The following is a 22,540-nucleotide window of genomic DNA, read 5'->3' as shown; positions in this document are numbered from 1 at the left end:
GCAGAACTAATCCGCGGAGATCACTCCCTCCGCCAAGGCGATCACCTCCCGCACGAGTTGTGCGAGGCCGTCCGCCCCCAGTTCGGGCAGCATTCCCGGCACCAACCCGTTGAGCACCACCGATACGAGCGCTTCCGCGGTCAGCGCACCGCCTGTGGTCGTCGTCATCGTGTCCAGGCGTCCCGCGAACTCACCGAATGTGACTTCGCGTTCACCGTGTGCGAAGGCCACCGTCTCGGGTGCGACCGTGGCTGCTGCCGTCACGAGCGCGGGAAGATCCGCCACCGTTCGCGCCTTCCGCGGCCGTGCGGCACGCGCACGTTCCTCGTCCGAACGGATGTCGATCGACCGCAGCACCGTGCGAGGGTCGGTGGCGACGGCATCGAGGATCCGGACGAAGCGCCGACCGAGCGTTTCCACCGTTGCCGCGTCGAACAACGCCGTGGCGTAGGTGAAGGTCACCGCGAGATCCTGAAGCGCACCACCCGGCGAGAACTGTTCGACGATGGTGCACTGCAGATCGAATTTCGCTTGGTCTACGCCCGTCTCGAGCGGAGTCACTGCCAGACCCGGCAGTTCGAACGTCCCTGTTTCGATGTTCTGGAACGTCAGCATCGCCTGGAACAGCGGTGTGTAGGAACTGCTCCGACGTACGCCGAGACGTTCCACGACCCGTTCGAACGGCACGTCCGCGTTGCCGAACGCGGCGAGATCCTTTTCCCTGGCCTGTTCCAGCAGGTCCGAAAACGTCGACGAACCGGTGACGCGGGTACGGAGCACCAGGGTGTTGACGAACATGCCGACGAGACCGTCGAGTGCTTCTTCACCACGACCCGCCGTCGGAGTGCCGACGGTGATGTCGTCGCTGCCGGACAGCCTGGAGAGCAGCACCGCAAAGGCGGCGTGCATCGCCATGAATACGGTGGCGTGGTGTTCCCGTGCGACCTTCTCGATACGGACGGCGAGTTCCTCACCGACGTCGAAGGTGATCGATGCACCCGCGGTGGACTGCCGGGCCGGTCGCGGACGGTCGGTGGGGAGCTCGAGCACTTCGGGTGCGCCCGCGAGTTCACTTGCCCAGTAATCGAGTTGACGTGACAGTTCGCTGTCCGGATCGTCCTCGGAACCGAGGACGGACTGCTGCCAGAGCGTGTAGTCCGCGTACTGGACCTCGAGTGGCTCCCAGCCCGGGGCCTGTCCCTGCGCACGGGCGGTGTAGCCGAGCATCACGTCGCGGACGAGCGGTCGCATCGAGTAACCGTCCGAGGCGATGTGGTGCGCCACCACGGCCAGCACATGTTCGCTCGCCGAGATCCGGAACACCGCCATCCGCACCGGAGGCAGCGAACCGGTGACATCGAATCCGGCGCCGAGGATCTCGGTGAGACGGTCGACGAGTTCGCCGGGCGTCACATCGATCGGGGTCAGAGCCGGAACGACCTGAGCAACCGGCAGGACGACCTGCACGGGGCCGTCCTCGGTGTCCGGGTAGACGGTCCGGAGTACCTCGTGCCTCGCAAACAGGTCGAAGACCGCGTTCTGGAGGGCCTCGGTGTCGAGTTCACCGGTCAAGCGCACCGCAACCGGGATGTTGTAGACACCGGAGTCGGGATCGACCCGGTTCAGGGTCCACATCCGCTGCTGCGCCAACGACAACGGAATACGTTCGGGTCGCGGTCCGGCGACGAGGGGGGCGCGAGCCCCCGCTCCGACGGAAGGCTGGATATGGGCGGCAAGGGCCCCCACCGTGGGTGCCTCGAACACCTTGCGCACGGCCACCTTCGTGTCGAGCGCCGCGCCGAGACGTGCCGCGAGTTGTGTCGCGAGCAGGGAATTGCCGCCGAGGGCGAAGAAGTCGTCGTCGAGACCAGCCCGCTCCACACCGAGCAACTCGGCTACTGCATCCGCGACGACTTCCTCGACCGGGTTGGTCGGTGCGCGGAACTCGCCTGCCTCGACGGCCGGATCGGGCAGTGCCGCCCGGTCGAGTTTGCCGTTGGTGCTGAGCGGCAGCGCATCGAGTTCCACGAACGCCGACGGCACCATGTACGACGGAAGCCGTTCGGCAAGTGCGGAACGGACCACGTTCTCGTCGAAGTCCCCGTCGCCGACCGGAACGACGTAGGCGATCAGCCGGTCGCCGGTCCGGGCGTCGGAGCGCACCGCGACAGCGACGTCGCGCACGTCCGTGAGGTCGCGCAGAGCGACCTCGATCTCGCCGAGTTCGATCCGGTATCCGCGAATCTTCACCTGGAAGTCGGCGCGGTCGAGGTACTCGAGTCGGCCGTCCCGGTTCCATCGCACGATGTCGCCGGTGCGGTACATGCGTCCGCCGCCGAACGGATCCGCGACGAATCTGTCGGCCGTCAGATCCGGGCGGTCGTGGTAGCCACGCGCCAGTTGGGCGCCCGCGAGGTACAACTCGCCTGCCACACCCGGGGCGACCGGACGCAGCCGCCCGTCGAGAACGTGGACGGCGGTGTTCCACTCGGGCACACCGATCGGGACGATGACCGTGTCGGCATCGTCGACCTCGTGCACGGTGACCGAGACGGCAGCTTCGGTCGGACCGTACAGGTTGTACAGCGCCGCCGAATTCGCCTGGCGGAATTGCTGTGCCACCGGAGCCGGCAGGGCCTCGCCGATCGCGAGGACGCGACGCAGCGACGGGGAAAGCGGGCCCGCCGCCACGGTCATGAGCATCGACAGCATGGACGGAACCGTGTGCAACGTGGTGACGTTGCGGTCACGGAGCAGTCCGAGCAGGTAGTCGGGGTCCTGATGACCGTCCGCAGTTGCCACGACCAGACGCGCACCGGCCGTGAGCGCCGACCAGAACTCCCACACCGACAGGTCGAAGGTGGCGACAGTCTTGAGGAGTACGGCATCGTCCGGGCCGAGTCCGAAGAAGCTGCGCTTCCACAGCAACTGGTTCACGATCGCGGCGTGCGGAACGGCAACACCCTTCGGCCTGCCCGTCGAACCCGAGGTGAAGATCACGTAGGCCGTGTGGTCCGGGCGCAGCGGCGCGGTCCGCTCGATGTCGGTGACCTGCGTGTCCGCGACATCGGAGAGGTCGACGCGGTCGAGTTCGACCACCCGAACCTGCCCGTGTCCGACCGGGTCCGTACTCGTCGTGACGATCGCTGCGGGTGCAGCGGTGTCGAGGATGTACGCGTTCCTCTCGGCAGGCTGCGCGGGGTCGACGGGCACATACGCAGCGCCGGTCTTGGCGATCGCATACATCCCGACCAGCAATTCAGGCGAGCGCCGAACTGCAAGTGCGACACGATCTTCGGGTCCCACACCGAGCGAGATCAGATGACGGGCGAGCCGGTTCACCGACGAGTCGAACTCACCGTACGTCCACTGCCGGCCCTCGTAGTCGAGTGCCACGGCATCACGCCGGGTGGCGACCTGCTCGTCGAACAGGTCGACGAGGGTGGCGGATACGCCGGTGTCGTGGGTGGTCTCGTTCCGTTCGGTGAGAACGTGGCGCTCGGGCGGGAGAAGCAAAAGGTGGTCGCCGACCGGCGCAGCGGGATCCTGGACGAACGCACCGAGTAGCTGCACGAGCCTGTCTGCGACCGCTTCCACGGTCTCCCGCTCGAACAGATCCGTCGCGTAGGTGAGGATGGCGTCGATCCCGTCCGGCGCTCCGTCCTCGCGGTAACGGTCGGTAACGATCAGATGCATGTCGAACTGTGCGACACCACCTTCGAGGTCGATCGGCGTCACGTCGAGACCGGGCAACTCGAGTTCCGAGCGGCGCTGGTTCTGGAACGAGAATCCGACCTGGAAAAGCGGGTGCCGTGCGGTCGAGCGCGCCGGATTGAGGACCTCGACCAGTCGTTCGAACGGTATATCAGCATGCGCGAAGGCCTGCAGATCCGTTTCACGGGCAGCGACGAGCAGATCACCGAAGGAGTTGCCGCCGTCCACCTGCAGCCGCAGCACGAGCGTGTTGACGAACATGCCGATAAGGTCGTCCGTTGCCTGCTGGTCACGGCCCGCGATGGGTGTGCCGACCGCGATGTCACCGGAACCCGACAGCCGGGCGAGCAGCGCCGCGAACGCGGCATGCACGGCCATGAACACCGTGGCATTCTGCGCCCGAGCGAGGTCGCGTAGCTCACCGTGCAGGTCGGCACCGATGCGGAACTCCACACGGTCGCCGCGGAAGTTCTGCTGTGCCGGCCGCGGTCGATCGAGCGGGAGATCCAGCTGGTCGGGCAGGTCGGCCAGGGACTCACGCCAATAGGCGAGCTGCTTCGCGGCGGTCGAGTCCGGGTCGTCTTCGGAGCCGAGCACCTCGCGCTGCCACAGCGCGTAGTCCGCGTACTGCACTTCCAATGGCGCCCATGCCGGCTCGGTGCCGGCGGTGCGCGCGGAATACGCCGTCATCACGTCACGCACCAGCGGCACCATCGAGGACCCGTCGCCACTGATGTGGTGCACGACCGTCACCAGCACATGGTCCTCGTCGGTCACGCGCAGCAGATGCATACGCACGGGCACGTTCGTCGTCACGTCGAATCCGGCCGAGACGATCTCGCGCATCCGGGTCTCGAGGTCTGTCGCCGTGACGTCTTCCGGGGTCAGGTCCACCGACGCCTGCGTCGCCGAAAGGATGCGCTGAACCGGACCGGACTCCGTCTCCGGGTAGACGGTGCGCAGTGATTCGTGCCGGCAGACCAGATCCGCGACCGCGTCGCGCAGCGCTCTGATGTCCAGTGCACCGGTCATCCGCAGGGCGAGCGGAATGTTGTATGCGGTGGAATCCGGATCGAACCGGTTGAGGAACCACATCCGCTGCTGCGCCAACGACAACGGAATCTGTGCCGGACGCACCCGCGCAACCAACGGAACCCCGGCACCCCCACCGGACACCTGCTCCACCCGCACCGCCAGTTCCCCGACAGTCGACGCCTCGAACAACACCCGCACCGGCACCCGAGTACCGAGCGTCGCACCCAGACGCGCCACCAACTGGGTCGCGATCAGCGAATTACCACCCAAAGCGAAGAAATCATCATCGAGACCGACCCGCTCGACCCCGAGCACCTCGGAAAACACCGACGCCACAACCTGTTCGACGGGTGTCTGCGGCGCCCGGAACTTCCGAGCCTCGAAGACAGGGGAAGGCAACGCCTTACGATCGAGCTTCCCACTGCTGTTGAGCGGAAGCTCATCGAGCACCATCAAGACCGACGGCACCATATACGCGGGCAACAACCCCGAGACGAACCCCGCCAACTCGTCACGATCCACAGTCTCGCCCGCAACAGGAACCACATAACCCACCAGCTGATCCCCGAGATCAGAGGCCGACACCACCACCGCAGCCTGGCTGATCGACTCGTGCGACACCAACGCCGCCTCGATCTCACCGAGCTCGATCCGCAACCCCCGCAACTTCACCTGAAAATCGGTACGACCGATGTACTCCAGTTCACCATCGGCGTTCCACCGCACCAGATCACCCGTGCGATACAACCGCTCCCCCGCACCGAACGGCGACGCCACAAACCGCTCCGCCGACAATGCTGCACGCCCGAAATACCCCCTCGCGATCTGCGCACCCGACAGATACAGCTCACCGACAACTCCGAGGGGTACCGGCACCAGCCGCTGGTCCAAAACATAGGTCCGGGTGTTCCACACAGGTGTCCCGATCGGAACCGCACCCGCACTACCCGCCTCCGCCGGCCCCGCCGTGACATGCACCGTCGCCTCGGTCGGACCGTACAAGTTGTGCAACCGCGGCAACCCCAGAACAGCACATTGATCGACCAAAGCCGCAGGGAACGCTTCACCCGCAACAAGAACCACACGCAACGACGCACACTCCTCGCGCGTGGCGACAGCAGCAAACACAGCAAGCATCGACGGCACGAACGACGTCGCAGTGATCCGCTCCCGATGGATCACGCGAGCAAGATACGCCGGATCCCGATGCCCGTCGGGGCTCGCGATCACCACACGCGCACCCGCTGCCAACCCGCCGAACAACTCCCACACCGACACATCGAACGTGAACGGAGTCTTCTGCAACACCACATCATCCGGCGACAGCCCGTACTCGGCTACCAACCACGACACCTGATTGACCACCGAACCATGCGACACCGCCACACCCTTCGGCCGCCCCGTCGACCCCGACGTGAAAATCACATACGCCGTATTCGACGGCCGCACCGGCGCAATCCGCTCCTCATCGGACACCGGACCGGCCGCAACGCCCGAAAGATCCAGCGTGTCGATCGACACCACCGGAACCGACCCGGACCCGAACTCGGACTCGGGAAGCTCGAACCCGTCCCGCGTCGTCGACACCACCAACACCGGCGCCGCCGACTCCACAATGAAACCATTACGCTCGGCAGGCTGATCCGGATCGATCGGCACATAGGCGCCGCCCGCCCGCACGATCGCATACATCCCCACCAGCAGATCCAACGACCGGCGCACCGCCAACCCGACCATCGTCTCCGGACCCACACCCCGCGAGATCAGATACCGCGCAAGCCGATTGACCCGCGCATCGAACTCGCCGTATGTCAACGACCCGCCCTCGAACACCACAGCAATCGCATCCGGCGACGCAGCGACCTGCGCATCGAAGCGATCCAGCAACGTCGACTCCGGCACCGGATGCGACGTATCGTTCCACCGCTCGAGCACCGCACTGCGCTCATCGGCGCCCAGCAAATCGATATCCCCCACCCGACACGACGGATCAGCCACCACCGCCTCGAGGATCCGCACGAACCGCTCCGCGAACCCCTCCACCGTCGAAGCATCGAAGAGCTCGGTCGCATACGTGAACTCGATACCGAAGCCCTGGGACTGCTCATCCGCACCGGCCAGATCGGTGACGGTCACCTGCAGATCGAACTTGGCGATCTGCGCATCGAAGTCGACACCCGAGACACTCAGACCGGGCAGCTCGAGCTCCGCGTCCGCCATATTCTGGAAAGTCAGCATCACCTGGAACAGCGGATGACGCGCCTGCGAACGCGCAGGATCGAGCACCTCCACCAATCGCTCGAACGGCACATCGGCATGGGCGAACGCATCGAGATCCACCCGGCGGACCTCATCGAGGAACTCCCCGAACGACACCCCACCATCAACCGACGTCCGCAATACGAGCGTGTTGACGAACATACCCACCAGATCGTCGAGCGCAGCCTCACCACGACCCGCGATCGGCGTGCCGATCGCAATATCGGACTGGGCGCTCAACCGGGACAGCATCACCGCAAGAGCAGCATGCACCACCATGAATTCCGTTGCGCCACTGAGACGGGCGAGATCGGTGATACCCGCACGGACGCGCCGATCGATCGTGAAACTGTGCGAGGCACCCCGGTAACTCGAGACCGCCGGGCGGGGCCGATCCGCCGGCACCGTCGACTCTTCAGGAAGATCCGCCAAAGCAGTGCGCCAGAACTCGGTTTCCCGCGCGAGCAGCGACTCCGGATCGGACTCGTCGCCGAGGATCTCTCGCTGCCACAGCGTGTAATCCGCGTACTGGACTTCCAACGCCGACCACTCCGGGACCGCGCCCACGGCCCGCGCCGCGTACGCCGTCGCCACGTCCCGGGTCAACGGCCCCATCGAGAACCCGTCAGCGGAGATGTGATGAACCACCACCACCAGCACATGCTCTTCCGGCGTGATTCGCAGCAGCCGCACTCGGATCGGAACCTGCTGCGTGACATCGAAACCGGCAGTCGCGATCTCCGTGACACGTGCCGGGACCTCGTCGGCCGCGACGGTCTCCCCAAGCACCTCGACGACGGTCCCCGAGACAGGCAGAACCTTCTGGAAACCGACTCCGTCGATCTCCGGATACACCGTCCGCAACGACTCGTGTCGCGCGACCACATCCGACACCGCCGCCTGCAACGCATCGACATCCAACGATCCCGACAACCTGATCGCCCCCGGAATGTTGTTCGCCGCGGACCCCGGATCCAACTGGTTGAGGAACCACATCCGCTGCTGCGCCAACGACAACGGAATCTCCTCCGGCCGAACCCGAGCAACCAACGGAACCCCGGCACCCCCACCGGACACCTGCTCCACCCGCACCGCCAGCTCCCCGACAGTCGACGCCTCGAACAACACCCGCACCGGCACCCGAGTATCGAGCGCCGCACCCAGACGCGCCACCACCTGGGTCGCAACCAACGAGTTACCGCCGAGCTCGAAGAAGTTGTCGTCGAGACCGACCCGCTCGAGACCCAACACGTCCGCAAACGTCGACGCCACAACCTGTTCGACGGCGGTCTGCGGCGCCCGGAACTCCCGAGCCTCGAAGACAGGGGAAGGCAACGCCTTACGATCGAGCTTCCCACTGCTGTTGAGCGGAAACTCATCGAGCACCATCAAAACCGACGGCACCATATATCCGGGCAACAACCCCGAGACAAACCCCGCCAACTCGTCACGATCCACCGCGGCCCCCACAACAGGCACCACATACCCCACCAGCTGATCCCCGAGATCCGAGACCGACACCACCACCGCAGCCTGAGCGATCGACTCGTGCGACACCAACGCCGCCTCGATCTCACCGAGCTCGATCCGCAACCCCCGCAACTTCACCTGAAAATCGGAACGACCGATGTACACCAACTCACCATCAGCCGACCACCGCACCAGATCACCCGTGCGATAAAGACGCTCACCCACACCGAACGGCGACGCCACAAACCGCTCCGCCGACAATGCTGCACGCCCGAAATACCCCCTCGCGATCTGCGCACCCGACAAATACAACTCACCCGCCACACCCACCGGCACCGGCGCGAGTCGGCTGTCGAGCACAAACACCTGCGTATTCCACACAGGTGTCCCGATCGGAACCGCACCCGCACTACCCGCCTCGGCCGGCCCCGCCGTGACATGCACCGTCGCCTCGGTCGGGCCGTAGAGGTTATGGAGCTGCGGTAGCCCGAGGGCAGCGCATTGATCGGCCAGTGGCGCAGGGAAGGCTTCGCCGGCGACGAGGACGAGCCGCAGCGACGCGCACTCCTCACGCGTGGCGACAGCAGCGAACACCGCAAGCATCGACGGCACAAACGACGTCGCAGTAATCCGCTCCCGACCGATCACGCCAGCAAGATACGCCGGATCCCGATGCCCATCAGGGCTCGCGATCACCACACGCGCACCCGCCGCCAACCCGCCGAACAACTCCCACACCGACACATCGAACGTGAACGGCGTCTTCTGCAACACCACATCTTCCGGCGACAACCCGTACTCGGCTGTCAACCACGACACCTGATTGACCACCGAACAATGCGACACCGCCACACCCTTCGGCCGCCCCGTCGACCCCGACGTGAAAATCACATACGCCGTGTTGTCCGCCCGCAGCGGCGCGGTCCGCTCCGCATCCGACACCGGACCAGCCGCAACGCCCGAAAGATCCAGCGTGTCGATCGACACCACCGGCACCGACCCGGACCCGAACTCGGACTCGGACTCGGGAAGCTCGAACCCGTCCCGCGTCGTCGACACCACCAACACCGGCGCCGCCGACTCCACAATGTAAGCATTACGCTCGGCAGGCTGATCCGGATCGAGCGGCACATAGGCGCCGCCCGCACGGACGATCGCATACATCCCCACCAACAGATCCAACGACCGGCGCACCGCCAACCCGACCGTCGTCTCCGGACCCACGCCCCGCGAGATCAGATACCGCGCAAGCTGATTGACCCGCGCATCGAACTCGCCGTATGTCAACGACTCGCCCTCGAACACCACCGCCACCGCGTCCGGCGACGCAGCGACCTGCGCATCGAACCGATCCAGCAACGTCGACTCCGGCACCGGATGCGACGTATCGTTCCACCGCTCGAGCACCCTCACCCGCTCATCGGCGCCCAGCAGATCGATATCGCCCACCCGCCGCGCCGGATCAGCCACCACCGCCTCGAGGATCCGCACGAACCGCTCCGCAAAGCCCTCGACCGTCGAAGCATCGAAGAGCTCGGTCGCATAGGTGAACTCCGCACGGAGACCGTCCGGCGAACCGTCCTCCGCGAAGCCCTCCGACAACGTCAATTGCAGATCGAACTTGGCGACCGCGGTGTTGATCTCGAGCAGGTCGAGGGTCAGACCGCGAAGTTCGACGTGCGCTGCACCTAGATTCTCGAACGAGAGCATGACCTGGAACAGCGGGTGCCGAGCCGTGGACCGAGTGGGGTTGAGAACCTCGACCAGACGCTCGAAGGGGACATCCGCGTGCCCGAAGGCACCCAGTGCTGCTTCGCGTGCCCGTGCGAGATGGTCGGTGAACTGCGCGTCCGGATCGACGTCGGTGCGGAGCACCAGAGTGTTGACGAACATACCGATAAGGTCGTCGAGCGACTGCTCGCCACGTCCGGCCACCGGCGTACCGATCGTGATCTCGCGCTGACCGGACAATCGTGCCAGCAATATGCTCAAGGCCGCGTGCACGACCATGAACAGGGAAGCGTTGCGCGTGCGAGCGAACGCCACGAGGTCTCGATGCAAGCTCGGATCGATCGAGAAATCCACGGTCGCGCCGGCGAACGACTGCGTCGCCGGGCGGGGACGATCAGCCGGAAGATCCAACTGGTCGGGAACGTCGGCGAGCGCGCGACGCCAGTAGTCGAGCTGACCGGAGATCAGCGACTGCGCATCGTCCTCGGAACCGAGGACTTCCCGCTGCCACAGGGTGTAGTCGGCGTACTGAACGGGAAGCGGTGCCCACGAGGGCTCTTCCCACTCGGTGCGTGCGGCGTACGCGACCATGATGTCGCGTGCCATCGGTCCGGTGGACCATCCGTCTGCGGCAATGTGGTGGACCACGAGCGCGAGAATGTGCTCGTTGCGGTCGAGTTCGTAGAGTTCGGCGTGGATCGGCACCTCGGAGGTGACGTCGAACCCGGTGGACGCGAGTCGGCGCATCGCACCGGCCAACCCGTCCCGGTCGATCCGGAGCGGGGTCAGATTGGGCACGACTTCCGCGGCCGCCCGTACGACCTGGTGGGGTCCCTCCGGCGAATCGGGGAAGACGGTGCGCAGCGACTCGTGACGGTCGATCACATCCATGATCGACACCTGAAGTGCCGCTACGTCGAGGGCTCCGGTCAGCCGCAACGCCATCGGGAGGTTGTACGTCGCCGAGCGGGAATCGAAGCGGTTGAGGAACCACATGCGCTGTTGCGCCAAGGACAGCGGAACACGCTCGGGCCGCGGCATTTTCGCCAGTGCCGCTCGGGCACCGCGCCCGGCCTCCTGCTCGACGCGAACTGCCAGGGCGGCGACGGTGCTCGATTCGAACAGCGCACGCACGGGAACCTGTGCGTCGAGTGCCACACCCAGCCGGGACACCACCTGGGTGGCGAGGAGCGAGTTTCCGCCCAGTTCGAAGAAGTCGTCGTCGAGTCCGACACGTTGCACGCCGAGCACCTCGGCGAAGACGGCAGCGACGGTTCCCTCGATGGGCGTCGTCGGCGCGCGGAATTCGCGGTAGCTGATCCCTAGTTCGGGCTCCGGCAGTGCTCGGCGGTCGAGCTTTCCGACGGGCGTCAGCGGGATCTCGTCGAGCACGACGATCTGCGAGGGCACCATGTACGACGGCAACGACCGGGCCACGTGGTCGGACAACGCCGACGGGTCGATACCCGGAGCGCCGTGCACGTACGACACGAGTGCGGTCTGTCCCGAAGGCATGTCGTGGCCCACGGTGGTTGCGAAGTCGACGAGCGAATGCGTCTGCAACGCAGCGTCGATCTCGCCCAGTTCGATCCGGAATCCGCGGACCTTGACCTGAAAGTCGGATCGGCCGGCGAACACGAGGCGGCGCTGATCGTCCCAGCGCACCACGTCACCGGTCCGGTACATGCGGGTACCCGGCGCTCCGAAGGGGTTCGCGACGAACCGATCCGAGGTGAGCGCAGCACGTCGGTGGTAGCCCCGAGCGAGCATGTCACCGGCGAGATACAACTCGCCCGACACTCCGGCTGGGACCGGACGAAGACGGCTGTCGAGCACGAGCGCATGCACGCCGGCGACCGGGCCGCCGATGGTGATCGGCCCCGACGCATCGAGCAGAGCGCGGGTCGACACGATCGTGGTCTCGGTCGGTCCGTAGGCGTTGAAGAAACGACGGCCGGGCGCCCACCGGGCCACGAGTTCGGTCGTGGAGGCGTCGCCACCGACGTTGAGGGTCCGGAGCGAGTCGACACCCGCAGGATCCACAGATCCCAGCACCGCAGGCGTGATGATCGCGTGGGTGACACCGGTCTGCTGGATCAGTGCGCGCAGTTCGGATCCGCCGTAGATCGTCGGCGGGGTGATCACCAGTTCGGCACCGGTGAAACCGGCCATCGCGAAGTCGAGAACGGAGGGGTCGAAACTCGGCGAACAGATCTGCAGAATCCGCGACTCTTCGGTCACCTCGTAGAGGTCGACGGAGTCGTGGACGAGGCCTGCGAGGCCGCGGTGGGTGACCGCGACACCCTTCGGTCGTCCGGTGGACCCGGAGGTGTAGATGACGTACGCGAGGTGATCGAGGCGGAGCGGAGCACACCGCTCGTCGTCGGTGACCGGAGCGGCCGAGTGTGTCAGGCACGCGGCGACGAATGCCGGGTCGTCGAAGCACACCCACTCGACGGCGGAAGACAGACCTGCGGCGTGTTCTTCCGTCGTCAGGCCCAGCAGAGCCGAGGAGTCCTCGAGCATGTGGGTGACTCGCTCGACCGGGTATTCCGGATCGACCGGAACGTAGGCAGCACCCGTCTTCGCAACGGACCACACACCGAGCACCATCTCCCACGACCGCGGGAAGGCAAGCGCGACAATGCCGTCGGGTCCTGCGCCGCGCTCGATGAGGTATCGCGCAATCCAGCTCGACCATGCGTCGAGATCTCGGTAGGTCAGGACGGTGTCACCGTCACGGACGGCGATCCGGTCGGGATGCGCGGCGACGCCCGCGGTGAGCAGGTCCACGAGTGTGGCCGGTTCGGCCGCATCGGGACCCGTAGTGGTGAGCAGCAATTCGGCTTCGCCGGGAGAGAGTATGGACAAGTCGCCCACGCATGCCGATGTGTCGGCGACGATGCCGTCGAGGATCCGCACGAAACGTTCTGCGAAGACGGCGACCGTACCGGCGTCGAAGAGGTCCGTCGCGTACTCGAAGGTTGCACCGAGGCCGGCAGGTTCACCGTCGCTGCCGGTCTTCTCGGTCAGCCACAACTGGATGTCGAACTTCGAGATCGGCATCTCCAGTTCGGTGCCCACGGCGTGGACTCCGGCGAAGGACACCTCACGTGCCGTACCGGGCTCGAGCGACAGCGCTGCCTGGAAGAGGGGGTGTCGCGCTGTGGATCGAGCCGGGTTGAGTACCTCGACGAGCCGCTCGAACGGCACGTCCGCGTTCGAGAATGCGGTCAGGTCGTTTTCACGGACCACATCGAGGAATTCACCGAAGGAGAGTCCGGGATCGACACGTGTACGCAGCACCAGCGTGTTCACGAACATGCCGATGAGGTCGTCGAGTTCCTTTTCGCCGCGTCCGGCGACGGCGGTGCCGACGGCGATGTCGTTCGATCCGCTCAGGCGCGACAGGAGAACCGAGTAGGCGGCGTGGACGACCATGAACAGCGAGGCACTGTGCCCGCGAGCAAGCTCGGCGAGTCCACGGTGCGTCTCGGCGCCGATCTCGAAACGGTGCTTGCCACCCCGGTAGGTTGCGACCGCCGGACGCATCCGGTCCGACGGCAGGTCGAGCTGATCGGGGAGACCGTCGAGTTCACGCACCCAAAACGAGATTTGTTGCGCAGCTGCCGAATCAGGATCGGACTCGCTTCCGAGAGCCTGCCGTTGCCACAGGGCGTAGTCGGCGTACTGGATCGGCAAGGGCGACCAGCGGGGTTCGTGCCCCTCGGCGCGCGCCGTGTAGGCAGAGACGACGTCCTGCGCGAACGGTCCGAACGAGGATCCGTCGGCTGCGATGTGGTGCAGCACCATCGCGAGCACATAGGTGTCGGGAGCGAGGCGGAACAGCGCGACGCGGAACGGGACGTCGATCGCGACGTCGAAACCGCGTCCGGCGAGTTCGACGACCGCTGCCCGCAAGCCGTCCTCGTCCACATCGACCGGTTCGAGCGGGGAGACGGCTTGTTCGACGGGCAGGATCACCTGGTGGGGGTCGCCGTCGACTTCGGGGTAGACGGTGCGCAAACTCTCGTGACGGGCCACCACGTCCGAGAACGCGTCGGACACGACGCGAGGATCCACCGCACCTGTCATCCGCACGGTGAAGGGCAGGTTGTATGCCGCGGTAGTGACGTCGAAGCGATTGAGGAACCAGATCCGTTGCTGCGCAGTGGAAAGCGGCAGCACATCGGGTCGAGGCCGAGCGACGAGCGGTGCCCGGGCTCCGGAACCGACCTGCTTCGCGATGCGCGTGGCGAGTCCCACGACGGTCGATGCCTCGAACAGCGCGCGGACGGGAACCTGGGTGTCGAGCGCCGCGCCGATGCGCGAGACGACCTGCGTCGCGACGAGCGAGTTGCCGCCGAGTTCGAAGAAGTCGTCGTCGAGACCCACGCGTTCGGCGCCGAGCACCTCGCCGAAGGCCGCTGCCACCACGCGCTCGGCCGGGCTGCACGGCTCGCGGAAGGTGCGGGTGCTGCTGAATACGGGTTCGGGCAAGGCTTTCCGGTCGAGCTTTCCGCTGGTGTTGAGCGGGAGCGCGTCGAGCACCATGAGCGATGCGGGCACCATGTACGACGGCAACGAGCGACCCGCATGGTCTGCGAGATCGGAGATGTCGATCGTCTGCGCCGGTGCGGCCACCAGGTAACCCACGAGCTGGTCACCGGTCGGCGTCGAGACAACGAGAACAACGGCCTGCGAGACGGCGGGGTGAGCGAGCAGCACCGCCTCGATTTCACCGAGTTCGATGCGCTGACCGCGGAACTTGATCTGGAAGTCGGTTCGGCCGATGTACTCGAGGATTCCGGCGCCGTCGCTCGCGGCTTCCCAGCGCACGAGGTCGCCCGTGCGGTACATCCGCTCGCCCGGCCCGCCGAACGGGTCGGCAAGGAAGCGGTCCGAGGTCAGGTCAGGACGATCGAGGTAGCCACGTGCGAGCTGAACACCCGCGAGGTAGAGCTCGCCGGGCCGCCCGACCGGAACCGGACGCAGACGCCGGTCGAGGACGTACGCGCGACTGTTCCACTGCGGAACACCGATCGGGACACTGTGGACGTCGCCGGGGCCCGCGCGGTGGTAGGTGATGGACACCGCCGCCTCGGTGGGTCCGTACAGGTTGTGCAGGCTCGCCGAACACAGCCGGGCGAACTCGGCTGCCGTCTCGGACGGCAGTGCCTCACCGATGGCGAAGACGTGTCGTAGGGAGTCGCAGCTCCCGTCGGCGGCGTTGGCCACGAAGACGGTGAGCATCGACGGGACGAAGTCGGTGATCGTCACGCGGTGCTCGGCGATCTTGTTCGCCACGTAGACCGGGTCGCGGTGCCCGTCGGGCGTCGCGATCACGAGGGTCGCGCCGACACGCAGCGGCATGAAGAAGCCCCACAGCGACACGTCGAACGTCGTCGCGGTCTTCTGCAGATATACATCCTGGGACGACAGGCCGTAGTGGTCGTTCATCCACTGGATCTGGTTGTCGATGGCGACGTGGCTCACGGCCACACCCTTGGGCCGGCCGGTGGAACCGGAGGTGAAGATGACGTACGCCGTGGTGTCGGGCAGGATCGGGCCATGCCGCTCCGCGTCGGAGATCGGGCGCGCGTCACCGCGCGAGTAGTCGAAGGTGTCGATCTCGACCGCGGTGACGCCGTCCGGCAGTTCCACGCCGTCGCGCGCCGTGGTCAGCACTGCCGCGGGCTTGGCCGTGTCCAGGATGTACGCCGTCCGGTCGGCCGGATGGTCGGGGTCGATGGGCACCCAGGCTCCACCCGCCTCGACGATTGCGTACATGCCGACGACGAGATCGAGTGAGCGCCGGATGCACAGCCCGACGAGCGATTCGGGGCCGACGCCGAGGTCGATCAGTGCGCGCGCGAGAGTGTTGACGCGGGAAGACAATTCACCGTAGGTCAGCGACTCGCCTTCGAAGATCAGCGCTGTGGCGTCAGGGGTTTCGGCAGCCTGTTCACGGAACTGCGCGAGCAGATCGCGCTGTCGGACCGGACGGTCGGTGCGGTTCCACTCGATGAGCGCATCGTCGAGTTCGGCGCGTCCCGCAAGGGGGATGTCCCACACGGGCCGTTCCGGATCCGATCCGACGAACCGATCGAAGAACTCCATGAAGCGGGTGTGGTCGGCCCGGGACTGCTCGGGACCGTAGAGATTGGGATTGGACTCGAAGTCGATGTGCGTGTGGGCGCCACCGCTGCGGTAGACGTTGACACCGAGGTCCTCGATGAGTCCGGTCGACAGAATGTTGATTCCGCCGACCATGTCGCCGAGCCGGACCTCGTTGTCGAACAACATGATGTTGACCCACGGCCCGAAGAACGTGGACTGCCCCACCGAACCCGCGTCGCGGTCGCGGACGATGTCCTCGTGCCGGTAACGCTGGTGGCGCAGCGCACCCGAGACGGCCGCCGCCGAGGCGGCGATGAGGTCGTGGACGGTCGTGTCGTCGGTGACGCTCAAGCGCAGCGGTACGACGTTGGAAACCATGCTGCCCGAACGACGCAGGACCGCGGTGGTGCGCGCCGCTACGGGCAGGCTCAGCACCACGTCGGTCTGCCCGGTCATCTGCGCGAGATATGCGGCGAAGGCAGCGACCACCGCGGTGGCAAGGCTGCCGCCTTCTCGGGCCGCGAGTTCGCCGACCCGCCGTTCGGTGTCCTCGGACAGTGCGGCGGTGTCGATGCGGCTGACCGGCGCGGGCGCGGCGGTGCGGCCGGAGAGGCTGGTGGGTTCCTCGATTCCGTCGATCTGCCGGGCCCAGTATTCGCGGTCGTCGAGGAAACGCTTCGAACCGCGGTACTCCATCTCGACGTCGTAGACCTTGTGCAGGTCCGACGCGCGATTCGGAGACGGCTCGACGCCCTCGACCGCCGCGGTGTACAACTCGGCGATGCGGTTCATGAACGTGGCGGCGGCGAAACCGTCGAGTGCCAGATGGTGCACGCGGTTGTACCAGAAGTAGCGGTGTTCGCCGATCCGGAGCACGGTTGCGGCGATGAGACGGTCGCGCAGTACATCGACGGGACGGCTGCGGTCGTCGCGCATCCAGTCGAGCGCGGCCTGGCGGGGGTCGTCGACACCGCTCAGATCGACGAAACCGAGCGGCGCTTCGAGCGAGGGATCGACGAGTTGGTAGGGCTGTGCCCCGACCTCGATGAACCGGAGGAACCCGGATCCCATTTCGAGCGCAGCGCGGGCACTGGATTCGCGGAGGAGATCGACGTCGAGGTCACCCTCGAGCTCGACGTATTGAGCGATGTTGGCGGGCACTGTCGGGTCGACGTGCTGGGCGAACCACATGCCCAACTGCGCAGGCGAGAGCGGGAACGCTCCGGGCGGTACCGCGCCCCCCGCGTTCTGCGCCTGCGATCCGCCTTTCCCGAGCGAGTCCAAATCCCCCAACCTTCCTCTCAGCACCGGGCAGTTGCCCGCGCTCCCGACACGAACATGCACGCAACCTCTAGGGGTATCTGCGCATCAGGGGGAGATCGTTACGGCGTGGCCGGGCGGTGAGACATTCCGCAGGACCGGACGCAGTAGCGGACCCCCGCCTGACGGGCCGAGGCGCCCGAAGCAGCTTACTTACCGGTCGGTACCGGAGCCCATGTCGTACACACCCGGAACAATCTACAGGGTTCCGACACAGGCCCCGGCTCACCGAGGGAACGAGCCGTCGAAGGTCACCAGGACACGGCGATGATCACGTTCACGATGGCGAGGATGCCGGCCGTGTGCGCCAGAACTGCGGTCGAACCCGGGTTCTTCTTCTCCTTCTTCAGGCCGATGATCGCGACGACGAGAATGACCAGGGCGATCAGCAGCTTGATGCCGATCTTCATGTGGTTCACCTCGACGACGTCCTGAGCTTCGCGGAGACCCACGAGCGCGATACCGGTCACCACCTGAAGGATCGCGCCGTGCAGCATGCCGACGACGACGCGCGGCTGCTTGAGCACCGTGAGCCAAGAGCCGATGATGCTGGCGAGACCGATGAAGTGCAGGATGAGAAAAATCTTGATGGCGATGTCCATACCGGCAATCCGACCATTCCGGACCTGCAGAGTCCAGTTAGGTCACGCTTATAAGTGGTGTGCATCACCGCTGGTCGTGGTACCAGTCGATCAGTTCCGGTGCGTCGATTGCGGCGCGATCCACGGCAGTTGACGGGTCGGCTCCCTGCAGAATTCGTTTGAGCGGCACCTCGAGTTTCTTCCCGGTGCGGGTGTGCGGGACCCCCGGCGCGGCGACGATCTCGTCGGGCACGTGCCGCGGGGACAGTTGCGCGCGAATCGCCGAACGGATCCGTTCCGCCACGCGGTCGTCGAGTTCCGTGCCGTCTGCAAGCACGACGAACAGCGGCATCCGGTACGAGCCGTCGGGCTGTTCGATTCCCAGGACCAGCGATTCGGTGACTTCGGGCAGACTCTCCACGACCTGATAGATGTCGGCGCTGCCCATCCGGACTCCCTGACGGTTCAGGGTGGAGTCGGAGCGTCCGTGCATGAGGAACGTGCCCCGGTCGGTGACGGTGATCCAGTCACCGTGACGCCAGACGCCCGGGTAGACCGAGAAGTACGACTCGCGGTACCGGCTGCCGTCCGGGTCATCCCAGAACCGGACGGGCATCGACGGCATGGGAGCGGTCACCACCAGTTCTCCGACACGGCCGCGCACGGAGCGGCCGTGCTCGTCGTACGCGTCCACGGCGACGCCGAGGCACGGCGCAGAGATTTCGCCCGGCCACACGGGCACTGTCGGCGCGGCTCCGACGAACGCCGACACCACGTCGGTGCCACCCGAGATCGACATGACCTGCACATCGGAGCCGACGTTCTCCGACAGCCACAGCGACCCCGACGCGGACAGCGTCGAGCCCGTGACGCCCACGGCGCGCAGGGCGGACAGATCGTGGTCGACGCGGGGCACCACCCCCGCCTCGGCGCAGGCCGCGATGTAGGCGGGACTGGTCCCGAGAACCGTGACGTGTTCGTCGGCAGCGGTCCGCCAGAGGCGGTCGATCTCGGGATGCGACGGCGCACCGTCGTAACAGACGATGGTCGCGCCCACGAGAAGTCCGGAGACGAGGAAGTTCCACATCATCCAGCTCGGACTCGTGTACCAGAAGTAGCGGTCGTGCGGACCGAGGTCGAGGTGGAGTGACAGTGCTTTGAGATGCTCGAGCAGGACCCCGCCGTGACCGTGGACGATGCCCTTGGGTGGTCCTGTCGTACCCGAGGAGAACACCACCCACAACGGGTGGTCGAAGGGAACCGCGACGGTGTCGAGGGTTGCGTCCTGCCTCAGGGCCGCCTCTTCCCAGTTCAGCACCGACGGGGACGTCGCGGTGGGTGGGGAGATCTCTCGGGCCGGCGCGCTGGGGACGACGACTGTCAGGCCGAGACCGGGTAGTCGGTCGCGCAGCCATGTCATTTCGTTCGTCCGGTCGTGCCACGTGCCCGCGTAGGCGTATCCGGTCGCTGTGACGAGGACTTTCGGCTCGAGTCGACCCAGCCGGTCGAGCGCAGCCGGAGCGGCATAGTCCTGCCCGCACGCGGCCCAGACAGCCCCGATACTCGCGGTCGCGAGCAGTGCGACGACGGCCTCCGGGATGTTGGGAAGGTAGCCGACGACCCGGTCCCCCGGTCCGACTCCGTGCTCCCGGAGCGTGGCGGCGAACGCGGCTGTCCGGCTACGGAGTTCCGACCACGTCATCTCGCTGCGGTGCCCGGCCTCGTCGAGGTGGACGACGGCTGGCCCCTGCGGCGGCCGATCACGGAAGACGTGCTCGACGAGGTTCAGCCGCGCACCGGGAAACCACACGGCTCCGGGCATGGCCGTGTCGGCGAGAGCCGGTCCGGGGTCGGTGTGCGACACCACCTCGAACCGGTCCCACACCGCTTTCCAGAAGTCTCCCGGGGCGTCGACCGACCATCGCCACAGCGACCCGTAATCGGGCAGGCTCAGTCCGTGACGCCGTTCGGCGAACCGCGCGAACTCCGTGATGTTCGCTCGCGCAACGGCGGCGTCGTGGGGAATCCACTGCGGCTGCACGGCAACTCACTTTCGGGGCCGAGGCGGAGACACGTCTGGCCCCGCCCGGTGTGGCCGGGCGGGGCACCTCGAACGGGTTACCGACTCCGCTCGCGGGTAGCGCCGGTGTAGATCAGGGTGAGGACCACGGCCACGATGATGCTGATGATCCATCGGATCCAGTCGATGCCGCTGGTGTTCTCGTTGCCCTCGGAGGAGATCAGGCCCCACAGCCAGTAGCCGATCAGCGCGCCGATGATGCCGATGACGATCGTGATGATCATGCCCATGGCCTGCTTGCCCGGGATCACCAATCTGGCCAGGATTCCGATGACCGCACCGAAAATGATCGTGCCGATAATTTGTCCCATGGTGAGCCCCTCTGCTGCGGCGCCGCCCGGTGGCTGCGCATCGTCGACGACTCTTTACCCACTCAGTGTCTGCCTTGAAACCGACGAAAGTGACCGGTTCGGCGCGGGTGCGGCCGAATTACTTGCCGCATCCGTGCCGAACGGCCGTCAGTTGTGCTCGGTCACGGTGGCCTCGATGATCGCCCGTGCCTGTTCGCGCATCTCGACCTTTCGCACTTTGCCGGTGACCGTCATCGGGAACTCGTCGACCACGTGCACATAACGCGGGATCTTGTAATGGGCGAGCTTTCCCTCGCAGAACGCTTTGAGGCTCGCCGCGTCGAGGGGGCGCTCCGAGCCTTCGCGCATCCGGACCCAGGCCATGAGTTCTTCCCCGTATTTCACGTCGGGTACCCCCACCACCTGAGCGTCGAGAATGTCCGGGTGGGTGTAGAGGAACTCTTCGATCTCGCGGGGGTAGATGTTCTCTCCCCCGCGGATCACCATGTCCTTGATACGGCCCGTGATGGATACGTAGCCGTCCTCGTCCATGACTCCGATGTCCCCGGTGTGCATCCACCGGGCCACGTCGATCGCCTCGGCCGTCTTCTCCGGCTGGTCCCAGTACCCCAGCATCACCGAGTATCCGCGGGTGCACAGTTCGCCCGGCACGCCGCGCGGGACCGTCAGACCTGTACCGGGATCGACGATCTTCACCTCGAGGTGAGGACCCACCCGACCGACCGTGGCCACCCGCCGCTCGATGCTGTCGTCGCTGCGGGTCTGCGTCGACACCGGCGAAGTTTCGGTCATGCCGTAGCAGATCGACACCTCGTTCATCCCCATCCGATCGATGACCTGTTTCATCACCTCGACCGGGCACGGCGAGCCCGCCATGATTCCGGTGCGCAGGCTCGCCAGGTCGTACCGTGCGAAATCGGGTTCCGCCAGCGCGGCGATGAACATCGTCGGCACGCCGTAGAGCGAGGTGCATCGCTCCTCCGCCACTGCGGTGAGTGTGGCCGCGGGATCGAAGGCCGGAGACGGCAGCACCATGGTCGCGCCGTGGCTGGTGCACGCGAGATTGCCCATCGTCATACCGAAACAGTGGTACAGCGGAACGGGGATACATACCCGATCCAATTCCGTGTAGTGGCAGAGTTCGCCGACGAAGAACCCGTTGTTGAGCACATTGTGGTGACTGAGCGTGGCGCCTTTGGGGAACCCGGTGGTCCCCGAGGTGTACTGGATGTTGATGGGATCGTCGGGAGAGAGCTGAGACTGCGCCTCGGTGAGCACCCGACGGTCGTCGGCGAGTGCGGCCCGTCCCACCTCGACGAGCTCGTCCCACCGCGGGGAGCCGAGCAGAACGACATCCTCGAGGTCGGGGCAGTTCGCCCGTACGGTCGCGATCATCTGCGCATAGTCGGATGTTTTGAATGCGGACGCGGACACCAGCATCCGGACGCCCGCCTGCTCGAGGACGTACTGCAATTCGTGCGAGCGGTACGCGGGATTGATATTGACGAGAATCGCGCCGATCTTCGCGGTTGCATACTGGACGAGAACCCATTCCCAGCAGTTCGGGGCCCAGATCCCCACCCGGTCACCCTTCGCGATGCCCGACCGGAGCATGCCGACAGCGACTGCGTCGACATCCGCTACGAATTCGGTGTAGTTCCAACGTTTCCCCGCGGCGCGGTCGACGAGCGCCTCACGGTCACCGAAACGCGCGGCGGTGCGGTCGAGGTTGTCGCCGACGGTGTCGCCGAGAAGTGGAACGTTCCAGGCGCCCTGGGAGTAGCTCGGCAGAGGATCGACGTTGGTGCCGGACATCGTGGTCTCCTTCGTGGCAGTTGATACGAAGGAAACGGTAGTGACCCCGGTCACTCACGACCACCCCCGAAAAGGGGGAAATGATGACTGCGGTCACACCCTCA

General features: G+C 66.0%; 5 protein-coding genes. All 5 read right to left on the bottom strand.

Going from position 1 to position 22,540, the window contains the following annotated elements; all coding sequences use genetic code 11:
• Positions 1–6: 6 nt before the first annotated feature.
• The 5 genes from ACLQ3J_RS07715 to ACLQ3J_RS07695 all read right to left on the bottom strand — a co-directional run bounded on the left by ACLQ3J_RS07715 (position 7) and on the right by ACLQ3J_RS07695 (position 22,436).
• On the bottom strand, positions 7–17,613 hold the full coding sequence (locus tag ACLQ3J_RS07715) for a non-ribosomal peptide synthase/polyketide synthase (RefSeq protein ID WP_425902763.1): 17,607 nt from the start codon (positions 17,611–17,613) through the stop codon (positions 7–9).
• Between the two features lie 287 nt (positions 17,614–17,900).
• Complete coding sequence (locus ACLQ3J_RS07710) at positions 17,901–18,251, bottom strand: hypothetical protein (protein ID WP_169651219.1); 351 nt, start codon at positions 18,249–18,251, stop codon at positions 17,901–17,903.
• A gap of 64 nt (positions 18,252–18,315) precedes the next feature.
• Complete coding sequence (locus ACLQ3J_RS07705) at positions 18,316–20,271, bottom strand: acetoacetate--CoA ligase (protein ID WP_425902732.1); 1,956 nt, start codon at positions 20,269–20,271, stop codon at positions 18,316–18,318.
• 77 nt (positions 20,272–20,348) lie between these two features.
• Positions 20,349–20,621 carry a GlsB/YeaQ/YmgE family stress response membrane protein gene (locus tag ACLQ3J_RS07700; protein WP_169651221.1) on the bottom strand — a complete coding sequence of 91 codons (273 nt, stop codon included), beginning with the start codon at positions 20,619–20,621 and terminating at the stop codon, positions 20,349–20,351.
• A gap of 147 nt (positions 20,622–20,768) precedes the next feature.
• A complete protein-coding gene (locus ACLQ3J_RS07695; RefSeq protein ID WP_296550409.1) occupies positions 20,769–22,436 on the bottom strand; it encodes an AMP-binding protein in 1,668 nt (555 codons plus the stop codon).
• Positions 22,437–22,540 lie beyond the last annotated feature (104 nt).

Source organism: Rhodococcus sp. DT1 (genome assembly GCF_049844875.1).
Lineage (GTDB): Bacteria > Actinomycetota > Actinomycetes > Mycobacteriales > Mycobacteriaceae > Rhodococcus.
The sequence above is the reverse complement of the archived record's forward strand: the minus strand, read 5'-3'. Positions and strand labels throughout refer to the sequence as shown.

Coding starts and splice junctions, on each gene's coding strand:
- ACLQ3J_RS07710 (WP_169651219.1), bottom strand. CDS start 18,251: ATGGACATCGCCATCAAGATTTTTCTCATCCTGCACTTCATCGGTCTC.
- ACLQ3J_RS07700 (WP_169651221.1), bottom strand. CDS start 20,621: ATGGGACAAATTATCGGCACGATCATTTTCGGTGCGGTCATCGGAATC.
- ACLQ3J_RS07695 (WP_296550409.1), bottom strand. CDS start 22,436: ATGTCCGGCACCAACGTCGATCCTCTGCCGAGCTACTCCCAGGGCGCC.